Genomic DNA, 18688 nt, shown 5'->3' with positions numbered 1-18688 from the left:
AGCAACACACTTAGGAACTTCCCGTGCAGACCCACGAGATCATCAAGCGCTTCCGCGAGCACTTCGAGAACGCCGGGCACAAGTACATCCCCAGCGCCTCCCTGCTGCTCGACGACCCGAACCTGCTGTTCGTCAACGCCGGCATGGTGCCGTTCAAGCCGTACTTCCTCGGCGAGGCCCCGCCGCCCGCCCCGCGGATGACGAGCATCCAGAAGTGCGTGCGCACGCCCGACATCGACGAGGTCGGCAAGACGACGCGCCACCTCACGTTCTTCCAGATGGCCGGCAACTTCTCGCTCGGCGACTACTTCAAGGAAGACGCCATCCGCCTGGCCTGGGAGCTGATCACCAAGTCCCAGGACGAGGGCGGCTACGGCTTCGACCCCGAGCGCATCTGGGTCACCGTCTACGAGACCGACGACAAGGCCATCGAGCTGTGGCAGAAGGTCGCCGGCATGCCGCTCGAGCGCATCCAGCGCCGCGGCATCGAGGACAACTTCTGGTCGATGGGCGTCCCCGGCCCGTGCGGCCCGTGCTCGGAGATCTACTACGACCGCGGCCCCGCCTACGGCAAGGAGGGCGGCCCGGTCGTCGACGAGGACAGGTACCTCGAGATCTGGAACCTCGTCTTCATGCAGAACATCCGCGGCGAGGGCGGTGCCAAGAAGGACTACCCGGTCATCGGTGAGCTGCCGTCGAAGAACATCGACACCGGCATGGGCGTCGAGCGCGTCGCCTACCTCCTGCAGGGCGTCGACAACGTCTACGAGACCGACCTGGTCCGCGCCGTCATCAACAAGGCCGAGGAGCTCTCCGGCCGCAAGTACGGCGCCAACGAGACCGACGACGTCCGCTTCCGCGTCATCGCCGACCACGCCCGCAGCGGTGTGCTGCTCGTCGGCGACGGCGTCACGCCCGGCAACGAGGCCCGCGGCTACGTGCTGCGCCGCCTGCTGCGCCGCATCATCCGCAGCTCGCGCCTGCTCGGCGTCACCGAGCCGGTGCTGCAGACGTTCGCCGAGGTCGTCCGCGACTCGATGGGCGAGGCCTACCCCGAGCTGGTCAGCGGCTTCGCCCGCATCCAGCAGGTGCTCAAGGCCGAGGAGGACACGTTCCTGCGCACGCTCGACGCCGGTTCGCGGATCTTCGAGAACGCCGCCGGCGAGGTGAAGGCCGACGGCCGCGCCACGCTGCCCGGTGACAAGGCCTTCCAGCTGCACGACACGTACGGCTTCCCGATCGACCTCACGCTGGAGATGGCCTCCGAGGCCGGCCTGTCCGTCGACGAGGACGGCTTCCGCAAGCTGATGGCCGAGCAGCGCGCCCGCGCCAAGGCCGACGCCGCCGGCAAGAAGACCGGCCACGGCGACCAGTCGGTCTACCGCGAGCTGCTCGAGCAGGGCCCGACCGAGTTCACCGGCTACACCGAGCTCGCCTCCGAGGCCACGCTGCGCGGCATCGTGCTGAACGGCCAGCGGGTGAAGTCGGCTCGCGAGGGCGACATCGTCGAGGTCGTCCTCGACCGCACGCCGCTCTACGCCGAGTCCGGTGGCCAGGAGTCCGACGCCGGCACGATCGTCACCGGCAACGCCGAGCTGGAAGTGCTCGACGTGCAGAAGGTCGCCCGCAAGCTGTGGGTGCACCAGGTGCGCGTGAAGTCCGGCGAGGTGGCCGAGGGCGAGCACGTCGAGGCCCGCGTCGACCCGGAGTGGCGCGTCGGCGCCCGCCAGGGCCACTCGGGCACGCACGTCGTGCACGCCGCCCTGCGCCAGGTGCTCGGCCCGTCGGCCCTGCAGAGCGGTTCGTACAACAAGCCCGGCTACCTGCGCCTCGACTTCGCCTGGACCGGTGGCCTGTCCGCCGAGGCCAAGAGCGAGATCGAAGAGGTCTCGAACCTCGCCGTGCGCAAGGACCTGCCGGTCGCCGTCGTCTACACCGACATGCAGGGTGCCCAGGACATGGGCGCTGTCGCCCTGTTCGGCGAGACCTACGACGAGACGGTGCGCGTCGTCGAGATCGGCGGCCCCTGGTCGCGCGAGCTCTGCGGTGGCACGCACGTCGAGCACTCGTCGCAGATCGGCCCGATCACCCTGCTGGGTGAGTCGTCGGTCGGGTCCGGCGTGCGCCGCCTGGAGGCCTACGTCGGCATCGAGGCCATGCGGTTCCTGGCCAAGGAACGCGCCATCGTGCAGAACCTCTCCGACATGCTCAAGGTCGGCTCCGACGGCCTGCCCGAGCGGATCGAGTCGCTGGTCGAGCGCCTGAAGTCCGCCGAGAAGGAGCTCGAGAAGGTCCGCGCCGCCCAGCTGCTCGGCAACGCCGGTTCGCTGGCCGACAAGGCCCTCGACATCCGCGGCCTGTCGCTGGTGGCCCTGGGCCTCGAGGGCGTGTCGGGCAACGACCTGCGCACCCTCGGCGGCGAGGTCCGCAACCGCCTGGGCACCAAGCCCGGCGTCGTGGCCCTGTTCTCGGTCGACGGCGACAAGGTCAGCTTCGTGGTGGCCACCACGGCCGCCGCCCGCGACCTGGGCCTGGCCGCCGGCAAGCTCGTCCCGGTGTTCGGCCCGGCCATCGCCGCCCGCGGTGGCGGCAAGCCGGACCTCGCCCAGGGCGGCGGTACGAACCCGGCCGGTGTCGAGGAGGCCATCACGGTCCTCACCAACGAACTGGACAAGGTGCTTGAGCAGCGCTGATGTCGCCGGTGTCGACGATCCGGGCCTCGGACGGAGGCTCGGCGTCGACGTCGGATCGGTGCGAGTGGGAATTTCTCTCAGCGATCCGGGTGCTTTTCTGGCGACTCCGCTGGTTACCCTCCAGCGTGACGAGAAGCGGGGCTCGGACCTCACCGAGCTCGTACGTCTCGTCGCCGAGCATGACGTCGTGGAGGTCGTGGTCGGCTTACCGAAGACACTGGCAGGCAGGCACGGTCCGGCCGCGGAATCGGCGGCCGCGTACGCTGCGGCCTTGGCCGAACGCATCGCCCCCGTGCCGGTGCGGCTCAGCGACGAACGACTGACGACGGTCGTGGTGAGCCGGGTGCTGGCACAGCGCGGTGTGAAGGGCAAGAAGCAGCGTGCCGTGGTCGACCAGGCTGCCGCTGTCGAGATCCTGCAATCTTGGCTGGACGCACGGGCACGGTTTGTGTCCGCCCGAAAGGACGAGGCGTGAGCGGCGACGATCTCGGGTTGTTCACCGACCCCGAAGTTGATGAGCGACGCCCGGTCAGAAAGCGCGACCGCGAGCGGGACAACGCCAGGGCCAGGGCGAAGAAGCGCAAGAAGACGGTGCTGTGGCTCGTCGTCGCGCTGGTCCTCTCCGTGGGCCTGGGTGGCGCGTACTACGGCTACAAGGAGCTGCGCGGCATCGGGTCGTTCGACGACTACGCGGGCAGCGGCGAGGCCGACGCCATCGTCGAGGTCCAGGACGGCGACGTGGTCAGCAAGATCGCGGCGACCCTGTACGACAACGGCGTCATCGCCTCCGCGCGCGCCTTCACCGAGGCCAGCAAGACCGACGCCCGCGTGACGTCGATCCAGCCCGGCTTCTACCTGATGAAGACGAAGATGTCGGGCCAGGAGGCCGTGGCCCGCATGATCGACCCGAAGACGCGCGTCCCCGCCGTCCAGGTCGTCGGCGGCCTCAAGCTCACCGACATCAAGGTGGGCGACAAGACCGTCAAGGGCATCTACTCCCTGCTGGCCGACGCGAGCTGCACGGAGAAGGACGGCGAGAAGAAGTGCCTGACCGGCGACGAGATCAAGGCCGCCGCCGAGCAGACCGACCCGGTCGCCCTCGGCGTGCCGGAGTGGGCGCTCGCGGACGTGAAGGCCGCTGAGCCGCAGTTCCGCCTCGAAGGCCTGATCATGCGCGGCGTCTACCAGGTCAAGCCGGGTGTGAGCGCGGTCGAGCTGATCCGCAGCGTCATCGTGTCCTCCGCGCAGAAGCTGCAGGGCGCCGGCATTCCCGGCGGCACGGTGAACACGGGCTTCCGCCCGTACCAGATCCTCGTCATCGCGTCGCTGATCGAGAAGGAAGCGATCGAGCCGGACTTCAGCAAGGTCTCCCAGGTGATCTACAACCGCCTGAAGCTCCTGCCGCAGGCGATGCCGCTGCAGTTCGACTCGACCATCAACTACAAGAACAACCAGCCCCACATCCGCACGTCCGACGAGGACCGCCTGGCTGACCAGCCGTACAACACCTACAAGAACAGGGGACTGACGCCGACCCCGATCGGATCGCCGTCGCAGCAGGCCATCGCCGCCGCGATGAAGCCCGAGGGCGGCGACATCCTGTACTTCGTGAAGTGCGACAAGAACGGCAACTCCTGCTTCGCGAAGACGTTCGAGGAGCACGACGCGAACGACAAGAAGGCCCAGCGGGAGGGCGTCTACTAGTGGTGCGCAAGGCGGCGGTGATCGGTTCGCCGATCGAGCACTCCCTTTCTCCCGTGCTGCACAACGCCGCGTACGCCGCGCTGGGCCTCGACTGGGAGTACACCCGGCTGGAGTGCTCCGAGGCGGACGTGCCCGCGCTGGTGTCGTCGCTCGGCCCGGAGTGGGCGGGCCTGTCGTGCACGATGCCGACGAAACGCGCCGCGCTGGCGTTCGCGTCCTTCGTGACCCCGAGGGCCGCTGCCGTCGGTGCGGCGAACACGCTGGTGCGCAAGGGTTCCGAGTGGCACGCCGACTGCACCGATGTGGACGGCGTGGTGGGAGCGTTGCGGGAGAAGGGTTTCTCCGGCGGCACCCACGGCCTGGTGGTCGGCGCGGGTGGGACGGCGACGGCCGCGCTGGCCGGGTTCGCCGCACTGGGCATCTCGTCGGCCTCCCTGGTGGTGCGCGATCCTTCGCGTGCGGCGGAGGCCGTGGAGACCGCGTCCCGCGTCGGCATCACCGTCGAGGTCCTCGCACTGTCCTCTGTAGACCTCGGCGTGCTGGCCGGAGCATCGGACGTGGTCGTGTCGACGGTGCCCGCCGAGGCCACCGCGCCGCTCGCGGCCGACCTGGCCAAGGCGCCGTACGTGCTGGACGTGATCTACCACCCCTGGCCCACGCCGGTCGCCGAGGCGGTCGAGGCCTCGGGGACGAGGCTCGCCACGGGCCTGGACATGTTGCTGCACCAGGCTTTCGGACAGGTGGAGCAGTTCACCGGCCTTCCCGCGCCGCGGGAAGTCATGCGGAAAGCGTTGTCCGCGGTAACTTTCGGCTAGATCACCGGCTGCACGATACCACCGGGCACCACGCGTGTGATTGTCTTCGCGTGGCTTGTTTGACTGCGGACGATGTGCCACTCGGCCGGAGTCAGCGCATGCCGGTGTTCTTGCGGGGCACCGGTGGGTGGGGCGCACGGGTGTGCCTGCCGGGTGGCTCCGCTTGGGCGCGTGGGTCTTCCGGTCCGGCACCACGGCCGCCAGTGCGCCCCACCTCCCTATGATGGCCCCGTGGAGATCCCCGGGCTCGGCACCCTGACCGCGGACGAGTACGGCAGCCTGGTGAGCGCGCCAGTCCCGGTGCCCGTGCTGGGCGGCATCACGCTCCCGTTCCACGTGGACGGTTACGCGGACGACCCGGCACAGCAGGACTTCCACGCCGCGGTCCGCGCTTTCCTCGCACTGGACCGCACAGCGCTGGAGGCGGCGGCGGACGGCGTCTTCGACTACTACCGGCACATGGGCGAGGTCTTCGGCGACGAGCTGGACGACTTCCCCCGCATCGCCGGGCCCGCCGACGTCTGGGACCACGTCACGTTCGCGCGGCACCAGGTCACGGTGAGCCGCGACGGTGGCGGTGAGCCGGTCTACGTCTCCGTCGAGGCCGAGTGCGGGTGGGAAGAGGAACACGGACTGCAGGTCGTGTTCCGCGACGGCGCGCGCATCACGAAGGTGGGCCCGTACGACGGCCACCTCACGAACGACACAGACGTCCTTTACGAACGCTAGGCCGTCTCCGGGGCCCTCGCCCGCCACTGCCGCCCGACGAGACTCCCGGGACACGGCCTAGACGAGTAATGCGTAAGTCGGTTAGTGGTCGTAGGCGGTCAGGGATCGGGTGATGGGCTGGCCGGTGGCGCGGTTGTGCCAGATGGCAGCGATCAGGGCCAGGATGCGTTGGGCGACACGGACTCCGACTCCCTCGATGGTGCGTCCGCCATGTTGTTCGAGGTTGAGCTGGCCTTTGAGTGTGTCGTTGACCGACTCGATGAGTTGCCGGATGGACTTGAGCAGATGTTCGCCGGGATGCGGTGCGTGGTTGCGGTAGGACGGCCTGATCAACCGGACATGGCGGTCTGCCAGGAACCGATCGAGTTCCCGGGAGACGTAGCCTTTGTCGGCGATGATCAGCAGGGCAGGTCGGGTGGCGAGCAGCTGGGGTTCGTGATCGCAGATCGCCATGAGCACCTGCCGCTCGTCGATCTTCGGGTCGGCCAGCGCCCAGGTGACGGGAAGTCCGGCGGGTGTGCAGATCAGGTGCAGGCGCAGGCCCCAGAACCAGCGGGAGTGGGAGCGGCAGTAGCCGTATTTGGCCCAGCCGGCCAGTTCCGAGCGTTTCGCGGTTGGCCGGGAGCGGCCGCATTCGACCGGGGTGGAGTCCACGATCCAGGTGGTGTCGGTCCACAGGTCGGTGTCGGCGGCCAGCCAGCGTGCCACTTGCTTGATCAGCGGTAACGCGGCGCGGAGGCGGCGGTTGTAGCCGGGCTGGCCGGGCAGGTAGGGGAACGCGCCGGGCATGCGGGCGGGCAGGAATCGCAGCCAGCGGGCTTCGGAGGTGAACCCGAGCAGGGCTTGGGCCACGGCGAGGGTGACCAGTTCGGCGTCGGTGAGTTTCGGCGGTCTTCCGATGCGGGTCCTGCCCGCGAGCCGGTCGTCGATCTTGACGTAGAGTGCGGTGAGAAGGGTGTTCAGATCGGTCGTCACAAACTGATCTTGGACACCCTTCGTCCGTCTTCGGCTACCGCCTCGACTTACGCATTACTCGTCTAGGGGCACATCCCGTCCGGCACCGGCGCCACCCCGGCCACCGTCGCGCGGCTCGCCAGCGCCGTGCAGTACACCTGGAACACGCCCCACTTCGAGTTCGGCGGCTTCACGTCCTCGGGCATCACGATCACGTCCAGCACGGCCACGGCCTTCCCCGTCGTGGCGGGCAGTTCGGTGCTCAGCCCCAGCTTCTTCTCCTCGTCGGTGAGTCCGGCGAGCAACGAGTTCATCGCGGTCGTGATGTCGACGCTGCCGGTGTGCTCGCGGGTGCGGCGCACCAGACCGTCCCCCTGGGCGGACACGAGGAAGACCGTCAGCGAGTGCGTCGAGACCGTCGGCGCCTCGGCTCCGGTGAGGACGGGCGTCGGCCGGATGCCGCACGCCGTCAGGGTGACGAGGGCAAGCGCAAGGTGAAGACCGCGCCGCCCGAGGGCGCGTTGGCCGCCTCGATGGTGCCGCCGTGCAGGCGTGCGTTCTCCCATGCGATCGCCAATCCCAGTCCGCTGCCCTCGGAACGGGAGCGGGCCGTGTCTGCCTTGTAGAAGCGGTCGAAGATGTGGGGGAGGGCCTCGGGGGAGATGCCCGGGCCGTGGTCGGCCACCTCGATGACGCCCGGCCGCACGGTCACGCGGACCGGGACGCCGCCGTGCTTGAGGGCGTTGCCGACGAGGTTGGCGACGATGACGTCGAGCCGGCGGCGGTCCACGCGGGCCACCACGCCCTCCGGCAGCGACGCCTCGACGGACCCGCTCCAGCCGCGCGCGGCCAGCGTGTCGCGGACGGCGGTGCCGATGTCCCAGTCGTCCAGTTCGAGGAGGTTGCGGCCCTCGTCGAAGCGCGAGATCTCCATCAGGTCGTTGACCAGGCGGGTGAGCTTGCGGGTCTCGGCCGAGACCAGGCGCGCGGCGACGGCCGTGTCGGGCGGCAGCGTGTCGGCGTCCTCGTCCAGCACGGCGGTCACGGCGTTCATCGCCGTCAGCGGGGTGCGCAGCTCGTGGGACACGTCGGCCACGAACCGGCGGGAGGCGGCCTGGGAGGCCTCCAGCTGCTCGGCCGCGCGGTTGAACGTGCGGGCGAGGTCCGCGAGCTCGTCGGAGCCGCGTTCGTCGACACGGGTGTCCAGGCGGCCGGAACCGAGGGCGCGGGCGGCGGCACCGAGGCGGCGGACCGGGCGCAGCACACCGCGGGCGGTGAAGAGCGCGAGCCCGAGGGCCAGGGGCAGCACGAGGCTGACGCCCACCCAGGCCGCGGTCGAGAAGCTGTCGATGGCCGTCTGTGGGCCCTTCAGGTACTGCAGGGCCCACACCTCGACGCCCGTGGGAGAACCGTCCGGGCGCAGCAGCGGGATGCCGACGACCACGTACGGGTCGGTCAGGTCGGTGCGGCGCTGCCAGAGCGTCGTCCTGCTCGTCTTGAGCATCTCGCGCATCTCGGCGGGGACGAACGACGGGTCGGGCCCGTTGCGGGACCTCATGCCCTCGTACAGCACGACCGCCGAGCCGCGCAGGTACGTGGCGAAGTCGTCGAGGTCCTGCTGAGCCGGCGGCACCGTGACCCGGGTCGCGTACTCGCGGACGTCCGCCACCAGCGGGTTCATGAACCCGTCCTGCGCGTCCTCCAGCAGCAACGTGCGCGCCGTCGCGTAGGAGGCGCCCGCCGCCCCGACCGCGCCCAGCACCGTCAGCAGCAGGAACGCCGCCATCAGCCGGGGACGCAGGCCGCGCAGCAACGATCTCATCGCGGGCCGAAGCGGTACCCGAAGCCGCGCACCGTGTGGATGTGACCGGGGTCGGAGGGCACGTCCTCGATCTTCGCGCGCAGCCGCTGCACGCACGCGTCGACGAGCCGGGAGTCGCCGAGGTAGTCGTGCTCCCAGACGGCTTCCAGGATCTGCTGGCGGGTCAGCACGCGGCCGGGCGTGCGGGACAGCTCGAGCAGCAGCTTCAGCTCGGTCGGGGTCAGCGCGACCTTCACGTCGTTCTTGAGCACCTGCAGTCCTGCCCGATCGATCACCAGCGAGCCGTGGCGTTCGACGCTCGACGGCTCGGCGACCGTGCGCCGCAGCACGGCGCGGATGCGGGCCTCCAGCACCCTGGGTTCGACGGGTTTGACCACGTAGTCGTCCGCGCCCGCCTCCAGGCCCGCGACCACGTCGAAGTCGTCGCCGCGCGCGGTGAGCATGATGATCGGCACCTCGGCGTGCGCGCGCATCCGGCGGCACGTCTCGAAACCGTCGATGCCCGGCAGCATGATGTCGAGGACCACGATGTCGGGACGGGACTCGCGGAGCCTCTCGACGCCCTCCTCGCCCGTTCCCGCCGCCCGGACCTCGTGGCCCTGGCGGCGCAACGCCAGCCCGAGTCCTTCCCGCACCGAGGGGTCGTCTTCCACCAGCAGGACCGTCGCCACGAGATCCATTATCTGCGGGAGACGGCGTCACCGCGCGATCTGTAGCGGAACCATGACATGGCGTGGACGTTCCCGTTGAGCGGCGCACGGAGTCTCGAACGCATGGCCGGAAGCTCGCTGGGATTCCTCTTCACGTACTTCGCGCTGGTGTGGACGTCGTTCGGGCAGAAGGCGGAGAACACCGCGTTGCCCGAGCTGTCACTGCAACGCTCGTGGGCGTCCAACGTGGACATGGCGATTCTTGTCGCAGCCGTCCTCGTGGTCCTCTTCGCGCGCAAGAAGTCCCTACGGCCGTTGCTGCTGCTCGGCGGTTCGGTGCTGGGCGCGCAGGTGCTGAAGCTCCACGTGCTGGTGCGGCCGCCGCTGGACGACGACGCGGTGCTGGTGCACAACAGCTTCCCGAGCGGGCACACGACCGCGGCGGTGGCGTCGGTGATCGCGGTGACGATGGCCGTTCCGAAGCGGTTCGCGCTGCTCGTGGCGATTCCGGGGGCGGTCGGCGCGGGGGCGGTCGCGGCGGAGACGGTGTCGCTCGGCTGGCACCGGTTCAGCGACACGCTCGGCGCGGCGCTGCTGGTCTCGACGCTCGCGTTCCTGCTGCTGCGCAAGTGGACCGCGGGGCTGATCGCACCGCCCCTGCTGGCCGTGGGCGGTGTCTGGCTGGTGGTGAACACCCCGCAGGTCACGCCGTCGACTCTCGCCGGCGTCGTGACCGCGGGGGTGGTGCTGCACTTCGGGTGGGCGATGAGCGGTCCCGGCCTTCGGGGCGACCGGGACCGCTCACAGCCCGACTCACTCGTCGTGATCGGTGGCGATCAGTTCGGCGATGGCGTCGAGAGCGGCATCCGCTCCGTCCCCGTCGGCGCTGAGCACCACCTCGTCACCATGCATAGCGCCCAGGGTCATCAGACCCAGGACACTCGCCGCGTCAACGGCTTCGCCGCCGTCCTTGGCGATGCTGACCGTCACCGGCTGGTCGGCGGCGGCCTTCGCCAGCAGTGCGGCAGGCCGGGCGTGCAGTCCGACCTTGCTGGCCACGGTGACCCGTCGCTCGGCCATGATGGTTCCTCCCGGTAGAGCTGGTTGTGCTTACTGCTTGTCGTTGCGGGTGCGAGTCTCGCGCACCGCGGTGTCACCCGTGCTGCCGACGACGCTCTCGTCGGCCTCGGGGGACTCGTCGTCCTCGCGTCCCGGAGTCTTCAGGTTCCACTTGGTGATGACGAAGCGGAACAGGAAGTAGTAGATCACCGCGTAGATCAGGCCGAGGATGATGAGCAGCCACGGCTTCTGCGCGATGTTCCAGTTGAGGACGAAGTCGATCGCACCGGCGGAGAACGAGAAGCCGTCGTGCGCGCCCAGGGCGTTCGAGATCGCGAGCGACGTACCGGTCAGCACCGCGTGGATCAGGTACAGCGGCCACGCCACGAACATGAACGCGAACTCGAGCGGCTCCGTCACACCGGTGATGAACGCGGTGAGGGCGGCGGAGCCCATGATGCCGCCGATGATCTTCTTCTGGCTCGGCTTCGCGGTGTGCACGATCGCCAGGGCGGCGGCGGGCAGCGCGAACATGAAGATCGGGAAGAAGCCGGTCTGGAACGTGCCGGCGGTCGGGTCGCCCGCGAGGAAGCGCGGGATGTCACCGGTCTTGTCGTTGAACTCGCCGAACTGGAACCACACGACGTTGTTGACGATGTGGTGCAGACCCAGCGGGATCAGCAGGCGGTTGACGACACCGTAGATGAAGGCACCGATGACCGTGCTGCCCGTGACCCACTCGCCGATCGCGGTCAGGCCCGCGTCGAACCACGGGTAGACCAGGCCGAGCAGGACGCCGACGATCACCATCACACCGGCGACGATGATCGGCACGAACCGGCGGCCACCGAAGAAGGCCAGGTACGGGGGCAGCTTGATGCGGTGGTACTTCTGCCACAGCAGCGCCGAGAGGATACCGACGACGATACCGCCGAGCACCCCGTAGTTGATCACCTCGGGCTTGGCGGCCGGGTCGGTCGGCTGGTCGAGGACCAGCGGCGACATCGCCTTGAAGACGTTCGTCAGCACGACGTAGCCGACGACGCCGGCGAGCGCCGTCGAACCGTCGCCGCGCCGTGCGAAACCGACGGCGATGCCGACGGCGAACAGCAGGGCGAGGTTGCTGAACAGCGCGTCACCAGCCGCACCGATCACCGAGGCGACGGCGTTCCAGCCGAGACCGTCCTTGCCCAGCAGGTCGTCCTGACCGAAGCGGAGCAGCAGGCCTGCCGCGGGCAGCACGGCGATCGGCAGCATGAGGCTGCGACCGAAGCGCTGCAACGTGGCGAGGCCCTTGATCTCACGACCACCGGTTGCGGCGTCCGTGCTCATCGGGTTCCTCCCTTGGCGGAGTTGGGTCCGGTACCCGGGACGGTCCGGTCCAGTTGCATGGTCACCTGGTAGAGATCGCCCCGGTACCAGGAGGTCACGTCTTCGCAGGGCCGCCCCTCGGAACTGGCGACCCTCCTGAACACGAGGAGCGGGCTGCCCCTGCGGACGTCGAGCGCCTTCGCGGTCTCCGCGTCGGCGGTCTCGGCCCACACGGTCTGCCGCGCGTGGTCGAGCTGGATCCCGTACCGGGTCGCGATGATCTCGTAGATCGATCCGGTCAGGTCACATCGGTCGAGCTCGGGAAGCATGTGCGGGCTGTACCAGCCGGCCTCCAGCGCCAGCGGGGCGCCGTCGGCCTTGCGCAACCGCACCACGCGGTACGCGTACTCGTCCGGGTCGAGGCCCAGCGAGGCCTTCGACCCGGCCGGCGCCTGGCCGCAGCTGATCACCTCGGTGCTGGGTTCGACCCCGCGCGCCTTCATGTCCGAGGTGAACGAGGCCAGGAAGAGCTGCAGGTCGTAGCGCCGCTTGGCGGTGAACGTCCCACGCCCCTTCGCCCGCGTGAGCAGGCCTTCTGCCACCAGTTGGCCGACTGCGGCCCGCACGGTGATGCGAGAGACTCCGTACCGCTCTGCCAGATCGCGCTCGGACGGAATCGGTGAGCCGGGAGCGAGTTCCTGTTCGGCCAGCCGTCGCAGGATCTCGCGCAACTGCGCGTGCTTGGGCTTGGGCCCCTCCACGATCTCGTTCACTCGCTCACCTCCTCGCTAGTGGTACTTTCCGGTCTAGACCAGTTGGTGCGGGAGAATGCTCCGCGCACCGAGCGGGTGTCAACCGCTGTTACGGGAACGAGAGGTACGAACGTGGCTGACGAGAAGGCTCAGAAGATCCTCGAGGCGCTGGGCGGCGCGGACAACATCGTCGAGATCGAGCCCTGCATCACCCGCCTGCGGTGTGAGCTCAACGACGGGTCCGTCGTCGACGAGAAGGCCCTGAAGAGCTTGGGAGCGCACGGGGTCATGCGTTCCGGCAACGTCGTCCAGGTCGTCGTCGGACCGGAGGCGGACACCATCGCGTCGGACATCGAGGACCTGCTGTGAGCGTCCGCGTCGGCAGCCCCGTGGCCGGTCGGGCCGTCGCGCTCGCCGCGGTTCCGGACCCGGTCTTCTCCCAGGCGATGGTCGGCCCCGGTGTGGCCGTCGAGCCCGTCCGGTCGAAGTCCGACGTGGTGTCTCCGCTCGACGGCACCGTCGTGACGCTGCACCCGCACGCGTTCGTGGTCGCCAACGGTGAAGGGGCGGCCGTCCTGGTCCACCTCGGCATCGACACCGTGAAGCGCAAGGGCGAGGGCTTCGAGCTGCACGTCGTCAAGGGCGAGCAGGTCCAGGCCGGTCAGAAGATCGTGACGTGGGACCCGGCCGAGGTCGAGGCGGCCGGGTTCGCGCCGATCTGCCCGGTGATCGCGCTCGACGCGTCGGCGGACGCGCTGGGGGACCTGGCGCAGGACGTGGACGTGGCGGCGAACGACGCCCTGTTCGACTGGTCCCGCTGAACCGCAGGTCAGGGCGTTCTTCCGGCCCTGTGTGACGCCTTGTCGTGAACGGTCCGTTCACGACGGGGCGGGATTTGTACTTCGACGTGCCGAGCAGGACCGTGGTGCCATGACCACGGTCCTGCTCGCGTCTGCGCTGGGTTCGCTGTGGACGGTCGCCGCCGTCCTGGACGCACCGCCCTCGTCGTACCTGCTGGCCTGGTTCGGCATCGTGCTCGCGGTGATCGACCTGCGGCACCACCGGTTGCCGGACGCGCTGACCCTCCCGTTGGGCGCTCTGCTGCTGCTCCTGCGGTTCCACGGGCTGGGAGCGGCGGTGCTCACGGCGCTCGTCTTCGGTGGCGCGCATCTCCTCGTGCGGTGGCTGCGGCCCGCGTTCATGGGCGGCGGGGACGTGAAGCTCGCGTTCGGACTCGGCGCGGCGCTCCCGCTGCCGGCCCTGTTACCGGCGGCGATCCTGTCGAGTGCCGTGACGCTGGCCGTGGCCGCGCTCCGGCGCCGGCGCGCGGTGCCCCACGGACCGGGCCTGCTGGCCGCCACCTGGGCGTTGACGACGTTGTGAAAGGATTGTGAACGTGCTGCGCTGGATCACCGCTGGAGAGTCACACGGCCCCGCCCTCGTCGCCGTCCTGGAGGGCATGCCCGCCGGGGTGGAGGTGACCACCGAGGACCTCGTCGCCCAACTCGGGCGCCGCCGGCTCGGGTTCGGTCGCTCGCCCCGCATGGGCTTCGAGCAGGACGAGGTCGAGATCCTCGGCGGTGTGCGCCACGGCAGGACCCAGGGCGGTCCGGTCGCGGTCACGATCGGCAACTCCGAGTGGCCCAAGTGGCAGACGGTCATGTCGCCGGACCCGGTCGACCCGAGCCTGCTCAAGCCGACCGGCCGCAACGAGGCCCTCACGCGTCCGCGGCCCGGTCACGCCGACCTGCCGGGCATGCAGAAGTTCGGCTTCGACGAGGCCCGCCCGGTGCTGGAGCGCGCCTCCGCCCGCGAGACGGCGGCCCGCACTGCGCTGGGCACGGTCGCGCGGCAGTTCCTGCAGCAGTTGCTCGGCGTGCAGGTCCTGAGCCACGTGGTGTCCATCGGCAAGGCCCGGACGCCCGAGGACGCGGCTCTGCCGACGCCCGACGACCTGGCCGCGATCGACGAGTCGCCGGTGCGCTGCTTCGACTCCCGCGGCACCGACGCGATGGTCGCCGAGGTCGAGGCCGTCAAGGAGGCCGGTGACACCGTCGGCGGCGTGATCGAGGTGCTCGCGTACGGGCTCCCGCCGGGCCTCGGTTCCCACGTGCACTGGGACCGCCGCCTCGACGCGCGCCTGGCCGCCGCGTTGATGGGCGTGCAGGCGATGAAGGGCGTCGAGATCGGCGACGGCTTCACCTCCGCCGAGCGCTGGGGTTCGCAGGCGCACGACGAGATCGACCGCGGTAGCGGCCCGGTCGGCGTGACGCGCCGTTCGAACCGCGCGGGTGGCCTCGAGGGCGGCATCACCAACGGCGAGATCCTGCGCGCCCGCGTGGCGATGAAGCCCATCTCGACCGTCCCGCGCGCACTGTCCACCGTGGACGTCCGCACCGGCGAGCCCGCCGTCGCGATCCACCAGCGCTCGGACGTCTGCGCCGTGCCGCGCGCCGGTGTCGTGCTGGAGTCCGTGGTGGCGCTGGTGCTGGCCGAGGCCGCGCTGGAGAAGTTCGGCGGCGACTCGCTCGACGAGACGCGCCGCAACGCCCACGCGTACCTCAAGGCGCTGGAAGCCCGCTGGGAGGGCATGTGAGCCCGCGCTACGTCGTGGTCGGCCCGCCCGGCGCGGGCAAGACCACCGTCAGCGAGCTGCTGGCGGCCCGGCTGGGCGTGCCGTTCCGCGATGTCGACGCCGACATCGTGCAGCTGGCCGGAAAGCCGATCTCCGACATCTTCACCGACGACGGCGAGCCCGTTTTCCGCGCCATGGAAGAGGAAGCGGTCGCCAAGGCGCTCGTCGAGCACGAGGGCGTGCTGGCGCTGGGCGGGGGAGCGGTGCTGTCCGCCACGACCCGCGAACGCCTGCGGGAGCACACCGTCGTGTTCCTGAACGTGGGCATGGCCGAGGGCGTGCGCCGCACCGGCCTGGCGGCCAACCGCCCGCTGCTCACCGGCGTGAACCCGCGCGCCACGTTCAAGGCGCTGCTGGACGCGCGCCTGCCGCTGTACCGCGAGGTCGCGACGGTCGAGGTCCTGACGGACGCGCTCGATCCGGAGCAGGTGACCGACGCGGTGATCAAGGGAGTTGGGGAATGACCGAGCCGCTGACCGTCGAGGTCAACGCCGAGAAGCCGTACCTCGTCGTGATCGGCCGGGGTCTGCTGGGCGAGATCGTCGGGCACCTCGAGGGCACGGCCAAGGTCGCGATCGTGCACCAGCCGACCCTGGCCGCCACGGCCGGGGTGCTGGTCGACGAGCTGAAGGCGACGGGGATCGACGCGCACCGCGTCGAGGTGCCCGACGCCGAGGACGGCAAGGACCTGGCCGTCGCCGGCTTCTGCTGGGACGTGCTCGGCAAGATCGGCCTGTCCCGCTCCGACGTCGTGGTCGGCCTCGGCGGCGGCGCCGTCACGGACCTCGCCGGCTTCGTCGCCTCCACCTGGATGCGCGGCGTGCGCCTGGTCAACATCCCGACCACCCTGCTCGGCATGGTCGACGCCGCGGTCGGCGGCAAGACCGGCATCAACACCGACGCGGGCAAGAACCTGGTCGGCACGTTCTACGAGCCCGAGGTCGTCTTCGTCGACCTCGCGACGCTGGAGACGTTGCCGCGCAACGAGCTCGTCGCGGGCTCGGCCGAGATCGTCAAGGGCGGCTTCATCGCCGACCCGGTCATCCTCGACCTGATCGAGGCCGACCCCCAGGCCGCGCTGGACCCGACCGGCGACGTGCTGGCCGAACTGGTCCGCCGCAAGATTCAGATCAAGGCGGACGTCGTCTCGAACGACCTGCGCGAGTCGTCCCTGCGCGAGATCCTGAACTACGGCCACACCCTCGGCCACGCGATCGAGCGCCGTGAGCGCTACCGCTGGCGCCACGGCGCCGCCATCAGCGTTGGCCTCGTCTTCGCCGCCGAACTGGCCCGCCTGGCAGGCCGCCTGGACGACGAGACCGCGGACCGCCACAAGCGCGTCCTCGAACTGCTCGGCCTGCCGACCACCTACGACCCGGACGGCCTCCCGCAACTGCTGGAAGGCATGAAGGGCGACAAGAAGAACAAAGCGGGCGTGCTCCGCTTCGTGGTCCTCGACGGCCTCGCCAAGCCGGGCCGCCTCGAAGGCCCGGACCCGGCCCTGATCGCCGCCGCCTACTCGGCCGTCGCCGCCGAGCCCAGGACCACGGGCGGAACGGTGCTGCTGTGAAGGTCCTGATCCTGAACGGCCCGAACCTCGACCGCCTCGGCACCCGCGAGCCGGACGTCTACGGCCGCACCACCTACGCCGACCTCGTCGAGATGTGCGAGGCCGAGGGCCGCGACCTGGGCTTCGAGGTGGAGGTCCGCCAGACCGCCCACGAGGGCGAGATGGTGGGGTGGCTGCACGAGGCCGCCGACGCCTCGACCCCGGTGGTCCTGAACGGCGCGGCCTGGACGCACTACTCCATCGCCGTCCGCGACGCCTGCTCCCAGCTCACCGCGCCCCTGGTCGAGGTGCACATCTCGAACATCCACCAGCGCGAGGAGTTCCGGCACCACAGCGTCATCTCGGCGGTGGCGAGCGGCGTGATCGTGGGTCTGGGCGTGGAGGGCTACCTGCTGGCCCTGCGCTGGCTGTCGCTCAAGAAGTAGGGCCGGCCCCGGCGAGACGAGCGCACGCCGGGCGCCGGGTCGTCCAGCCGTGGACTCGTCGGCCGCGAGCAGGACTGCCCGCGCCGCCGGTCCTGCGGGCCCGCCGGTGTCCGTCCGCGCGATCTGGCCGACGTGCCGTTCGCGACCCGCACCGCGTCCGGCACGACGCCGCTCATGCAGACCCTCACGGCCCGTGCCTGATCTCCAGCACCTCGGTGCGGTACAGGGTCGCCGTGTAGCTCCCGCTCAACGTGTACTGCCGCGCCGCGCCGCTCTGCCCGTCGACGGGCCACGCCGTGATCGAGTAGTTCCCGGTGACCCGGACGAGCCCGAACTCGCTGTCCGTCGCGATGTCCGGCAGGACGAGAGGGTCGCTGCTGATCCGCCAGTTCACGGCCTCGATCCGCGGTGTGTCGGCGGCGCGGGGGCAGTTGGTGGGCATCGGTGACCGGGTGGACGCCGCGCAGAGTTCGAAGCGGTTCTTCACCGCGTACTTCACGGCCTCCTCGGTGACCGGGTAGTCCGGTTTGACGATCTTGCCGCCGTGCGGGTCGGGCAGCATCGTCACGTCCCCGAGCGTCGTCTCCGCGCCGGTGCCGCGCCACCGCACCTCGACGGTGAAGCGCACCTCGTCCAGGCCGTAGCCGACGCTGTCGTCGCCGACGTAGTTGATCGTCATGACCGCGGTGCCGGTGACGTAGGCCCGCTTGCCGCGCCAGGTCACGCGCATGCCGTCGGTCGGGTGGCCGATGATCGCCCACTTCACCCCGTGCGTTCTCGGAGCGGTGCTGCGCTGTGGGCAGTTCACGGGGATCGTGACGCGCACCAGGGTGCACTGCCTCAGCTTCCCGCCGGCCAGCTCCTTGATCTTCTTCTCGTCGGCTCCGATCGGCCGGACGACCGCGGCGTCGGGGAACGTGCCGTCGGCGAGGGCGTTCGCGGTGTACTGCTCGCCCGCGGTGACCAGGAGCAGCACGAGCACCCGTGCCGTCACCGCCTTCGCCAGGGCGGCCCGGTCGCGGCGGGCGGGAGCGGGGTGGAGCACGATGTCGCCGTTGACCTCGTGCACCTGCAGTACCGTGCCGCCGTCGTTGACCGCACCGGACACGTGGTTGCACATGTATTCGGTTTCGGCAGGGATCGGACACCGATCAACTGCCAAATCACGGACACCGAGGGGAGTCGGCGAATGCTTCACCACATCGAGCTGTGGGTCCCGGATCTCACCAGGGCCGAAGCCACCCTCGGCTGGGTCTTCACCGAACTGGGCTGGACCGAGCACCAGCGCTGGAGCGACGGCGTCAGCTGGAAGCTGCACGAGACCTACGTCGTGGCCGAGCGCTCCCCGGCCGTGACCGGCCCGCACGACCGCATGAGGGCGGGCCTGAACCACCTGGCCCTGCACGCCGGCACCAAGGAGAACGTCGACCGCCTCACCCGGGAATCCGAGGCACACGGCTGGAAGCTCATGTTCGCGGACCGGCATCCTCACGCCGGAGGACCGGACCACTACGCGGCGTTCCTGGAGAACGAGGACGGGTTCGAAATCGAGCTCGTCGCAGGCTGACC

20 protein-coding genes and 2 pseudogenes are annotated in these 18688 nt (G+C 70.0%); 14 read left to right on the top strand and 8 right to left on the bottom strand.

Annotation, left to right across the window (positions count from 1 at the left end; translation table 11 throughout):
* Positions 1-23: 23 nt before the first annotated feature.
* The 5 genes from alaS (at position 24) to ND450_RS17820 (ending at position 5941) form a co-directional block, all read left to right on the top strand.
* The gene (gene alaS, locus ND450_RS17840; protein ID WP_253327216.1) at positions 24-2693 is read left to right on the top strand and encodes an alanine--tRNA ligase; all 2670 of its coding nucleotides are present in this window, start codon (positions 24-26) and stop codon (positions 2691-2693) included.
* Positions 2680-3168, top strand: a complete 489-nt coding sequence (gene ruvX / locus ND450_RS17835) for a Holliday junction resolvase RuvX (RefSeq protein ID WP_253327215.1) — start codon at positions 2680-2682, stop codon at positions 3166-3168. Before alaS ends, ruvX begins: the two co-directional genes overlap by 14 nt.
* Positions 3165-4397: an endolytic transglycosylase MltG gene (mltG, locus tag ND450_RS17830; RefSeq protein ID WP_253327214.1), complete on the top strand. Its 1233-nt coding sequence runs from the start codon at positions 3165-3167 to the stop codon at positions 4395-4397. The genes ruvX and mltG overlap by 4 nt, the downstream gene beginning before the upstream one ends.
* Positions 4397-5212 (top strand): shikimate dehydrogenase, encoded by an 816-nt coding sequence (locus tag ND450_RS17825; protein WP_253327213.1) that lies wholly within the window; start codon positions 4397-4399, stop codon positions 5210-5212. The genes mltG and ND450_RS17825 overlap by 1 nt, the downstream gene beginning before the upstream one ends.
* A gap of 231 nt (positions 5213-5443) precedes the next feature.
* The gene (locus ND450_RS17820; RefSeq protein WP_253327212.1) at positions 5444-5941 is read left to right on the top strand and encodes a hypothetical protein; all 498 of its coding nucleotides are present in this window, start codon (positions 5444-5446) and stop codon (positions 5939-5941) included.
* A gap of 81 nt (positions 5942-6022) precedes the next feature.
* On the opposite strand, the gene ND450_RS17815 is transcribed toward ND450_RS17820, so the two are convergent.
* The 4 genes from ND450_RS17815 to ND450_RS17800 all read right to left on the bottom strand — a co-directional run bounded on the left by ND450_RS17815 (position 6023) and on the right by ND450_RS17800 (position 9388).
* Positions 6023-6916, bottom strand: coding sequence for an IS982 family transposase (locus ND450_RS17815; RefSeq protein ID WP_253323008.1), 894 nt, complete (start codon positions 6914-6916; stop codon positions 6023-6025).
* A 62-nt stretch (positions 6917-6978) separates the two neighbouring features.
* Entirely contained in the window at positions 6979-7281 is a 303-nt protein-coding gene (locus ND450_RS17810; RefSeq protein WP_253327211.1) for a hypothetical protein, read from the bottom strand.
* A gap of 83 nt (positions 7282-7364) precedes the next feature.
* Entirely contained in the window at positions 7365-8717 is a 1353-nt protein-coding gene (locus tag ND450_RS17805) for an ATP-binding protein (RefSeq protein ID WP_253327210.1), read from the bottom strand.
* Positions 8714-9388 carry a response regulator transcription factor gene (locus ND450_RS17800; protein ID WP_253327209.1) on the bottom strand — a complete coding sequence of 225 codons (675 nt, stop codon included), beginning with the start codon at positions 9386-9388 and terminating at the stop codon, positions 8714-8716. The genes ND450_RS17805 and ND450_RS17800 overlap by 4 nt, the downstream gene beginning before the upstream one ends.
* 57 nt (positions 9389-9445) lie before the next feature.
* On the opposite strand from ND450_RS17800, the pseudogene ND450_RS17795 reads away from it, so the two are divergent.
* Positions 9446-9982: pseudogene (locus ND450_RS17795) on the top strand (phosphatase PAP2 family protein); the annotation flags it as partial.
* Between the two features lie 198 nt (positions 9983-10180).
* Here the strand turns inward: ND450_RS17795 and ND450_RS17790 are convergent.
* From ND450_RS17790 to ND450_RS17780, 3 genes are read right to left on the bottom strand one after another with little or no spacing between them, the layout of a single operon-like run.
* Positions 10181-10447, bottom strand: coding sequence for an HPr family phosphocarrier protein (locus ND450_RS17790; RefSeq protein ID WP_159460507.1), 267 nt, complete (start codon positions 10445-10447; stop codon positions 10181-10183).
* A gap of 30 nt (positions 10448-10477) precedes the next feature.
* Positions 10478-11758 carry a PTS transporter subunit EIIC gene (locus tag ND450_RS17785; RefSeq protein ID WP_253327208.1) on the bottom strand — a complete coding sequence of 427 codons (1281 nt, stop codon included), beginning with the start codon at positions 11756-11758 and terminating at the stop codon, positions 10478-10480.
* Complete coding sequence (locus ND450_RS17780; RefSeq protein ID WP_253327207.1) at positions 11755-12510, bottom strand: GntR family transcriptional regulator; 756 nt, start codon at positions 12508-12510, stop codon at positions 11755-11757. The genes ND450_RS17785 and ND450_RS17780 overlap by 4 nt, the downstream gene beginning before the upstream one ends.
* A gap of 111 nt (positions 12511-12621) precedes the next feature.
* Between ND450_RS17780 and ND450_RS17775 the strand changes: the two genes are divergently transcribed.
* The 7 genes and pseudogenes from ND450_RS17775 to aroQ all read left to right on the top strand — a co-directional run bounded on the left by ND450_RS17775 (position 12622) and on the right by aroQ (position 17119).
* Positions 12622-12858, top strand: coding sequence for a glucose PTS transporter subunit EIIB (locus tag ND450_RS17775; RefSeq protein WP_253327206.1), 237 nt, complete (start codon positions 12622-12624; stop codon positions 12856-12858).
* Positions 12855-13310: a PTS glucose transporter subunit IIA gene (locus ND450_RS17770; protein WP_089912387.1), complete on the top strand. Its 456-nt coding sequence runs from the start codon at positions 12855-12857 to the stop codon at positions 13308-13310. Before ND450_RS17775 ends, ND450_RS17770 begins: the two co-directional genes overlap by 4 nt.
* Positions 13311-13419: 109 nt before the next feature.
* On the top strand, positions 13420-13872 hold the full coding sequence (locus ND450_RS17765) for a prepilin peptidase (RefSeq protein WP_253327205.1): 453 nt from the start codon (positions 13420-13422) through the stop codon (positions 13870-13872).
* Positions 13873-13885: 13 nt separating this feature from the next.
* Positions 13886-15085, top strand: a complete 1200-nt coding sequence (aroC, locus tag ND450_RS17760) for a chorismate synthase (RefSeq protein WP_253327204.1) — start codon at positions 13886-13888, stop codon at positions 15083-15085.
* Positions 15082-15607: pseudogene (locus tag ND450_RS17755) on the top strand (shikimate kinase); the annotation flags it as partial. The gene aroC and the pseudogene ND450_RS17755, both read left to right, overlap by 4 nt.
* Before the next feature lie 28 nt (positions 15608-15635).
* Positions 15636-16694, top strand: a complete 1059-nt coding sequence (gene aroB / locus ND450_RS17750) for a 3-dehydroquinate synthase (protein ID WP_371927772.1) — start codon at positions 15636-15638, stop codon at positions 16692-16694.
* Entirely contained in the window at positions 16691-17119 is a 429-nt protein-coding gene (gene aroQ / locus ND450_RS17745) for a type II 3-dehydroquinate dehydratase (protein ID WP_089912376.1), read from the top strand. The genes aroB and aroQ overlap by 4 nt, the downstream gene beginning before the upstream one ends.
* Before the next feature lie 184 nt (positions 17120-17303).
* Here the strand turns inward: aroQ and ND450_RS17740 are convergent, their stop codons facing one another.
* A complete protein-coding gene (locus tag ND450_RS17740) occupies positions 17304-18239 on the bottom strand; it encodes a hypothetical protein (RefSeq protein WP_253327201.1) in 936 nt (311 codons plus the stop codon).
* A gap of 69 nt (positions 18240-18308) precedes the next feature.
* On the opposite strand from ND450_RS17740, the gene ND450_RS17735 reads away from it, so the two are divergent.
* Positions 18309-18686 carry a VOC family protein gene (locus ND450_RS17735; RefSeq protein ID WP_253327200.1) on the top strand — a complete coding sequence of 126 codons (378 nt, stop codon included), beginning with the start codon at positions 18309-18311 and terminating at the stop codon, positions 18684-18686.
* Positions 18687-18688 lie beyond the last annotated feature (2 nt).

It is taken from the genome of Lentzea sp. HUAS12 (assembly GCF_024125735.1).
In the GTDB taxonomy this organism is placed as follows: domain Bacteria; phylum Actinomycetota; class Actinomycetes; order Mycobacteriales; family Pseudonocardiaceae; genus Lentzea; species Lentzea albida.
The sequence above is the reverse complement of the archived record's forward strand: the minus strand, read 5'-3'. Positions and strand labels throughout refer to the sequence as shown.

What these genes read in the sequence shown, in the direction of transcription:
- ND450_RS17805 (WP_253327210.1), bottom strand. Translation starts at nt 8,717, where the DNA reads ATGAGATCGTTGCTGCGCGGCCTGCGTCCCCGGCTGATGGCGGCGTTC.
- ND450_RS17790 (WP_159460507.1), bottom strand. Translation starts at nt 10,447, where the DNA reads ATGGCCGAGCGACGGGTCACCGTGGCCAGCAAGGTCGGACTGCACGCC.
- ND450_RS17785 (WP_253327208.1), bottom strand. Translation starts at nt 11,758, where the DNA reads ATGAGCACGGACGCCGCAACCGGTGGTCGTGAGATCAAGGGCCTCGCC.
- ND450_RS17765 (WP_253327205.1), top strand. Translation starts at nt 13,420, where the DNA reads ATGACCACGGTCCTGCTCGCGTCTGCGCTGGGTTCGCTGTGGACGGTC.
- ND450_RS17740 (WP_253327201.1), bottom strand. Translation starts at nt 18,239, where the DNA reads ATGTGCAACCACGTGTCCGGTGCGGTCAACGACGGCGGCACGGTACTG.
- ND450_RS17735 (WP_253327200.1), top strand. Translation starts at nt 18,309, where the DNA reads ATGCTTCACCACATCGAGCTGTGGGTCCCGGATCTCACCAGGGCCGAA.